This is a genomic window from Nitrosospira multiformis (genome assembly GCF_900110185.1).
In the GTDB taxonomy this organism is placed as follows: Bacteria; Pseudomonadota; Gammaproteobacteria; order Burkholderiales; family Nitrosomonadaceae; genus Nitrosospira; species Nitrosospira multiformis_A.
The window spans coordinates 216317-222964 of sequence record NZ_FOCT01000006.1; the positions used below are offsets into that span (position 1 = coordinate 216317).

The 6648-nt window shown below is 51.1% G+C and carries 7 protein-coding genes; all 7 read right to left on the bottom strand.

Annotation, left to right across the window (positions count from 1 at the left end; translation table 11 throughout):
• Positions 1–519, bottom strand: a complete 519-nt coding sequence (locus BMY01_RS09195; RefSeq protein ID WP_074746455.1) for a hypothetical protein — start codon at positions 517–519, stop codon at positions 1–3.
• Complete coding sequence (locus BMY01_RS09200) at positions 516–3077, bottom strand: DNA-primase RepB domain-containing protein (RefSeq protein ID WP_081353856.1); 2562 nt, start codon at positions 3075–3077, stop codon at positions 516–518. Before BMY01_RS09200 ends, BMY01_RS09195 begins: the two co-directional genes overlap by 4 nt.
• 11 nt (positions 3078–3088) lie before the next feature.
• Entirely contained in the window at positions 3089–3331 is a 243-nt protein-coding gene (locus tag BMY01_RS09205; RefSeq protein WP_074746459.1) for a helix-turn-helix transcriptional regulator, read from the bottom strand.
• Between the two features lie 239 nt (positions 3332–3570).
• The gene (locus BMY01_RS09210; RefSeq protein WP_139176834.1) at positions 3571–4164 is read right to left on the bottom strand and encodes a hypothetical protein; all 594 of its coding nucleotides are present in this window, start codon (positions 4162–4164) and stop codon (positions 3571–3573) included.
• A gap of 208 nt (positions 4165–4372) precedes the next feature.
• Positions 4373–5071, bottom strand: a complete 699-nt coding sequence (locus tag BMY01_RS17025; protein ID WP_081353857.1) for a hypothetical protein — start codon at positions 5069–5071, stop codon at positions 4373–4375.
• Positions 5072–5165: 94 nt separating this feature from the next.
• Positions 5166–5537, bottom strand: a complete 372-nt coding sequence (locus tag BMY01_RS17030; protein ID WP_081353858.1) for a hypothetical protein — start codon at positions 5535–5537, stop codon at positions 5166–5168.
• A gap of 818 nt (positions 5538–6355) precedes the next feature.
• Positions 6356–6648, bottom strand: a 293-nt coding sequence (locus BMY01_RS09220; RefSeq protein WP_139176836.1) for an EAL domain-containing protein, incomplete at its 5' end; no start/stop codon positions are given.

A 6648-nucleotide genomic window follows, 5' to 3' on the forward strand; every position in this document is an offset into this window, starting at 1 on the left:
TCAGCACGGCTCGGCCAAGCCCTCGCTTGCTCTCATGAGATAGTAATTTCGCATGCTCTCGTCGGTGTTGCACTGCTCAAGCACATGAATGGAGGTTTCATTGGTTTCTCCGATCTGACTCAGCCATCGCCGCAGTAAAGCTTCATCTTTTTTCCCCAACGGAGCCGCAGGAGTTTGGCGCACTGCCTCAAAGGGAATCGCCGCTATTGCCCCAGCTTCGCCTCTCAACGCCTGAGACCGGGTCGCAGCTGGGTAAAACGAGACCTCCTTGATGGTACCGTCCGGATAATAAAACCGCCACCAGTATGAGGAAGCATCCGCGCAAGCCATATTCGCTCCAACGGCAGTTATGTCTTGTCCTCTAAGCACCTCCAGAATTTCTGTTTTGTTTTCGCGGATAACGGGAAGCCAGCGGGCGGCTGAACCTTCGTAGCCGAAATAATGCAGTCCTCCCCCAAGTTTAATAAAGAGGCTCAGCCCCTCCCTGGCGGCTGCTTCGATAATCTCTGTGGCACTCACACCTCACCCCCAACTATCTTCTTGTTGCCGGTGACACTTTTCGTTATCGACCTGGATAAAGGTGGTAAAGGTGGTGATTCGGTCACAACGACTCGCCACCCATTGTGTCCTTCGGCTTTATCCTTTTGAAATTCCATCCCGTTGATGATGCGATTGACGTTTTTCCGCAATAAGCACCCGAGCTTCACGTGATTGATCTCTCCACGTTCTTCAATTGGAAACTCACACATTGCGTCGCGAAGATCAGGATAGTTTCTTCCAGCCATCTCTATAGCCTTGCGCACCGTTGTCGGTCGCGATCCGAATGCTTTTTGCCATTCGATCATCAGCGCTCCAAGTAACTCGGCATCGGGATCGTGCCTGACCTGCTCGAGCAATGCCGTGGCTGGATCAGGCTGCCCCAGCCATATGAGCGGATGGCGGCAATAATCCGACCATGAGCCGCCGAACGTAACGATATTTTCAACACGCGCACGTGGCGAGCCTGCCTTGTGCCACGCCAGGATGATGCTCAGCACAGCCGCGACATACCTTCCCCGGTTCTGTCGCACCTTGTCGACAGGCGAACTTTTGTAATTCAGGGTGGCAGGAGTTGAGCAGCGCGGATCGAGGTGAATCGTTACGATCCGCCGCAGCAGATCACTTACAGGTCCGACGTTATTCCCTGAACCCAGAAACAAGGTGCGCGTGCTTACCGTTGCTGTTTTGCTCGCCCCCAAAATGCGATCGGTAATCTGCTCGGCTGTTAATACCCGCTTGATGATTCCGTGCGGCGTCCAGTCGGTGGCCATGTCATCAAACTCGATAACGGCAGGTCCGGATAGAAGCAGGGAAAGCATTACCTTGGTGGCTTCCTCGGATGTAGTGGGGTAGCTCACTTTTGTGTTTCTTCCAGGCCCTGCGAAAGCGCCAATCAGCTCGCACAGATAGGTTTTTCCACTGCCATACACCGGAGCCTGGACGTGGAATCCCGGCGCATAGGGAAGCGAGGACCGTACTACAGCCGTGAAAATGGCTGATAAACCCGCAGCCCTATCCGTGTCGCTGACGAAATGAAATTCTTCGAGGAGGTCTTCAAGCAATGCCAGCGCCGCTGCCGCCTCCTCACTCGTCGGCTCTGGTATGACAAATTGACGGGGATCGAACACTCCGAAGCGCTGAGACGTCTTGTCATATCCTGCCTTTGTAATGAGTTCCCCGTCAGATTCGCGAAAATAGGGTTGCCTTATTACGCCGCCAAGCGAAGGCAGATGCTTAAACTCCTGGGCGTCATAGAGTATGGAAACATGCCGCTGGGGTGGATCGCAGCGAACCCAGCCATCTGAACGTCGGTCGTATTTCTCCCATATTGCGGCAATCGACAGTTCCCTCGCCAGCGCCTGAGGGCTGGTTGGAACAATTGAAGGATCACCGGTGGTCGGATCGGTTGAGATCGAAACAATCAGTCCGCCAGACTGAAAATGGCGTCCCCGGGCTGCCAGTTCTTTTTCAGCTGCATCCACTACGCGATGCAGGTCGCCCGGAACCACCCGAATGACGGGCTTATGCCGTGCCTCTATGTTCGGAATCTCAAGCTTTGCCAGCAAATCCTTGATGTGATATCTCTCCCCATGGGAATGCTGGCAACAAAAGCCTCCCAGCTGATAAAGATCGTCTGGCTCGAAATAGGCAGCACCGGTATCCAGTGCGTCAGTGTGCTCTTCTACCCATGGACAGGTGATGTCATGCTTGCCAGAACCCAGGGGAGTCTTATAAAGTCCTCGCGCCTTGAGCGCTGCCACCACCGGGTTCTCCACAGCCTGTGGCACCAATACATCATGAGCGTCATCATCCCATTCGCTTCGCTTAACAGAGCGGGTTTTGGAATGCCTCGGCCGCCTTCCTGGCGCCCGCTCCAGTTCCAGGCGAGCAAGGATTTCCTGGGAGGTGTAGCGCTTCTCAGGGCGCCATTCAGTGAGACGGCAATGGAATGGCTCTCCCAGATTATCCTTATGTTTTGGCTTGCCATTGATTGCGACCGGAAGACGTGCCCAGCGGCTCAATGGACCAGCCGCGCCGGGATCACACAGGCCAGCATCGATCACTGCAGTCAGCAACCGTACCGCTTCTGCCGCATCGCTTATCGGATTGGCAAGAATGATTCCTCCCTGGTAGTTCCCTGGACTCGTCTCAATCAGCCAGGATAATTCGAAACTACCCAATCGCTCGAACGGGACCTTCGTCCCGATGTCGTCGAGCATCAGGAAATGGCAGGCTGCAAAGCGATCCTTGCGTGCCTTGAATGAGTCATCGTCGCCGGGAAAGAAACTCGAACACCCGATGTAGTTGTTATGGTTGGCAGAAAGATTCGGAATGCCCTGGGTTGCAGGGGTTGCCGTCCATCCTCCAAGAGTGGGATCTCCCGGTTTTGAACAAACGGCCGCGAATGCACCTGGGGGTATCTGCTGAAACACGCTGGCGATAAATTCGGTGTTTGTAATCGGGAATTCACCACCTTTACCACCTTTACCACCTTTGCCTGGGTCGCTGGCGAAAACTGTCAACATTTGACGTGTCATGGTTGCGCCCCTCAAGCAAGAGTCTTGCGGGCAGCTTCCAGCTTTAATACTAAAGCTCGGATTTCATCATCGGTTTTCCCGGCCGCGCGTGCCGCATTGATTGCTTCTACTTCGCTTTCGAGCCATCCTACCGATCTTGGACCCAGTTTAATTGGCTTTGGAAATAAGCCCTTGGAAATACGGGCATATCTCGTGGAACGCCGCTCTCCTGTGCTGCTGTCTACAACAGGGCCGCGTAGAATCTTATTCCTCATCTTCGAACCTCCTTAAGCAGTAATGAACTTGCCAAGGCGAATCATGACTGGGCGATTTGGGCGAAAAAATATCGCGACAAGTCTGTTCAAGGAGAGATTTTTAATTTAAAAACAGGGGATTAGTACGAGCGGAATGCTGACGGAATGAAGGCTGCGATGAATGACTGAAGTAAAAATAGCAGTAAATACAAGGCTTTAACGCGGATAAAATTGGGCGAAAAAATTCCGCCCAACTTTTTTTAAAATTTCATGTGTTTTTTAATGGTTTCAGCACAACGACCGCGCCCGATGTCCTGCCTGGCGATTTGTTGCGCGTACCAGGTATCAGGCTTATTAGGGATCTTCTTTTTAAGGGCGCGATAAGCTTTCTGCCAGCTTTCATACCTTGCCTCCGTTTTCAGTTTGCCGGCTTCCCGCCTGGTCTGGTTGGGCGTATGACGCTCGTCTGCCGTGATAGAGGCATCTACCAATTGACAGATCATCTCCTCATCCAGAGAGTACGAGCCGTTGCCATAGGTAATGAAATCCATCAGCGGAATTCTGTTGCTTCCTGCAACCAGCATTAATTCGCCGCTACTCTGTAGACAGAGCTTCTGGCGGCGTTTCTTTCCGGTGGCCATGCCAATAGCCCAGAGCTCGATGTCTACACGCTCATTGCTGATCCGTAATCCAAGATTTGTCGCGATAAATTTACGCACAGCATCGATACTGCTGCGCCAGCGCTTCATGCGATCAGAACTGACCTGGATGCGTCCGATATCGTCACGCTTGTCACATGAAATAAAAGCCCGTCCCGGGCTGCCATCGAGAGCTGGATAAATCACGACAGGCATCAGACACCTCTCCTCGCACCCATCGCATTCAATGGTCTTCGTTGATCTTGCTGGCTTCAGGAGACCACTTGATATCAGCGCCTTAAACTCATGAGGAGGCCAATCTTGCACTTCGTCCCAAAAAAAGAAGGCGCCTTCCCGCGGATCGGCATAGCCTACTCGATCCAGCACAACCTGAAGCGAGTCGAGGTCCCTGGTCAAATCAGGATTAGCGGGCACGTGGTTCAATACCGGAATCGACCAGCATCTGGCGTATGATGGCGTCGATCCCTTCATGCTTTAGCGAACAGGAGTTCGGCGGGGTAATATCGAAACTGCGGGTTCTGGTTTTTCGTGATTTCGCATCACCGGTGTAGTCCACCACGATCCCTGCCTGGGTAATGGTAATTTGTGACGGGGGAATGTTCCTGCATAATTGATCCCTGAATTCATAAATGGCGTTGGGATTTTTATCAGGATTCACCTCGAGTGTGAGGCGCTTTCTCTTGCCATCGATCCCCAATCGAAGCTTCCTGATCACCACATTTTCAATGCCTGAGTCAGGTGAGAAGAGGAAAGGAGGGCTACTATCTTGCAGTGGAGAAAGATCATACACACGCTGGTCTTCAACAAATTCGCCGAGCTCCAGCCCAAGAATGGCATCCGCAAATAGGGCTCGAACATCCTTCCTGGTGTCCCTGCTGCCTTTCATGTACAGGCTGATCTTTCCTTCTTCGTGCGAATAGACAAAAATGATTTCAAAGGCGGGATGACGTGCTGATCGCCTTAATCCGTCTTCCTCCCATTCGATGCAGGTGTCAGCATAGTCTTCGGGATAGGCAAAGAAATAATCCAGGTTTCCGCGCCGGTAATGTTCCACAGTGCAATTCCTGCCTCGCCCTTCCTTGTTGTGGAAATAATGGCTCAAGGCTTTTTCAAGGGCTTGAATGCTCTCTCCATCTACCCGTGCAGGCGCGCGATTGATGGTGCGACATTCATTCCAATGACTGCTATTAATAGAGTCAGCACGATAAAAGGCACTGGCGCGCCCAATACTCCGGTCGTTCAAGGAAGACCCAGAAGACTTTTTCGTGGAAACCTTCCTTCTGGCTCAGTATTTCGGCAATATTTCCCCCCTGGCGCCGAGCTTCATCGATGATCGCCTTGATTCCGCCTTCACACGCCAGGGCATCTATTTCTTTAAAGTCCCGCTCCGTTTTTCTCTGCAGAGCATCCGGTAGTGATAGCCAAGCCTTGTAAATGAGTTCTATCTTGGCTTCAGGTACCCCGGAAAAATCGTGTTCGGTCAACACGCCTGCTTTGTCGAAATACTGCTTTAGCATTGCATTTGGCACATGACGAAAAAATGATTTTGGCGAGTAGTGACGGCCCATGTTATCCCTCCATGAAAAATCTGAATTAAGGGGAAGAAATTGTCGCCACCCTTCGGATCGAAACACTTTCAGGACGCCCTCCAGAAGATCGCCAGACGATTTATGAGTTCTGCCAAATAGGGACAGGACGGGCAGGAGAGGGCGCCTAGGGGAAGCGGCTACCTCCCGGGATAGTACTACACTTTATTGGACTAAGCTATTGAATACGCGAACGTATTACTTAGATAATACGCGAACGTATTATTTATTCAAAATGCAATACGAATGCGTATTATTGAAGTGGGTGTGATACAAGAACCTCGCTCAACCTCCTAAGGGTGAGGATTGTGGCCAGCGGGCAGAGAGATAAGCTATAGACAAACCGTCAAAGAAGGATTGTGCTGAAAAAGTAAGAAATTACATTTGGTGCAGCTAGAGCAAGGAAGCAAGGTATGCATCAACTAAACGTTGGGGTTTTGGGGGTATGATTGGGGGTATGAAAAAATATAAAAATATTTTTAATTTTAAATAACAATATCTTATTTATATTATTTGGTTGCAGTACCGCCACCAGAAGATAGTCCGGCAAGGCTGAAGACATCCAGTAATTTTGGCGGATATGAGCCAGCTGCGCCCGTCTTCCTCGCCAAAACTCTCCGTTCAGTTTGCAACTAGTCGATAGTTATCAGCATCGCCTCAATGGATGAAACATTAATGGGAATGGGCGACAATCAAAACCAGGTTACGCTTGCCGTCTTCAGCAAATCCAATAGATCCGGTAACCCCCTTTAAAAACCGGCCCTCACCCATAAAGGGTTAACGAATGATAGCGCGAGCGTCTAAACAACCGGATTCCTGGTTTTTACCCAAGCCTCAAAATCATTCGGCATCATGGGCCTTGCATACAGATAACCTTGGCTTTCATCGCATTGAACGCTTCGCAGATACTCCGCTTGGCCTTCTGTCTCTACACCTTCAACTATCACGCGTAAACCAAGGCTGCGCCCCATCGCTACAATAGCGCAAATAATAGCTTGGGCATCAGTGTCCTCGGGGAGATCACGAACGAAGCTTTGATCTATTTTTAGCCGGTCGATGGCAAATTGCCGCAAATAGGACAAACTGGAATAGC

Coding starts and splice junctions, on each gene's coding strand:
- BMY01_RS09210 (WP_139176834.1), bottom strand. CDS start 4,164: ATGCCTGTCGTGATTTATCCAGCTCTCGATGGCAGCCCGGGACGGGCT.
- BMY01_RS09205 (WP_074746459.1), bottom strand. CDS start 3,331: ATGAGGAATAAGATTCTACGCGGCCCTGTTGTAGACAGCAGCACAGGA.
- BMY01_RS09200 (WP_081353856.1), bottom strand. CDS start 3,077: ATGACACGTCAAATGTTGACAGTTTTCGCCAGCGACCCAGGCAAAGGT.
- BMY01_RS17030 (WP_081353858.1), bottom strand. CDS start 5,537: ATGGGCCGTCACTACTCGCCAAAATCATTTTTTCGTCATGTGCCAAAT.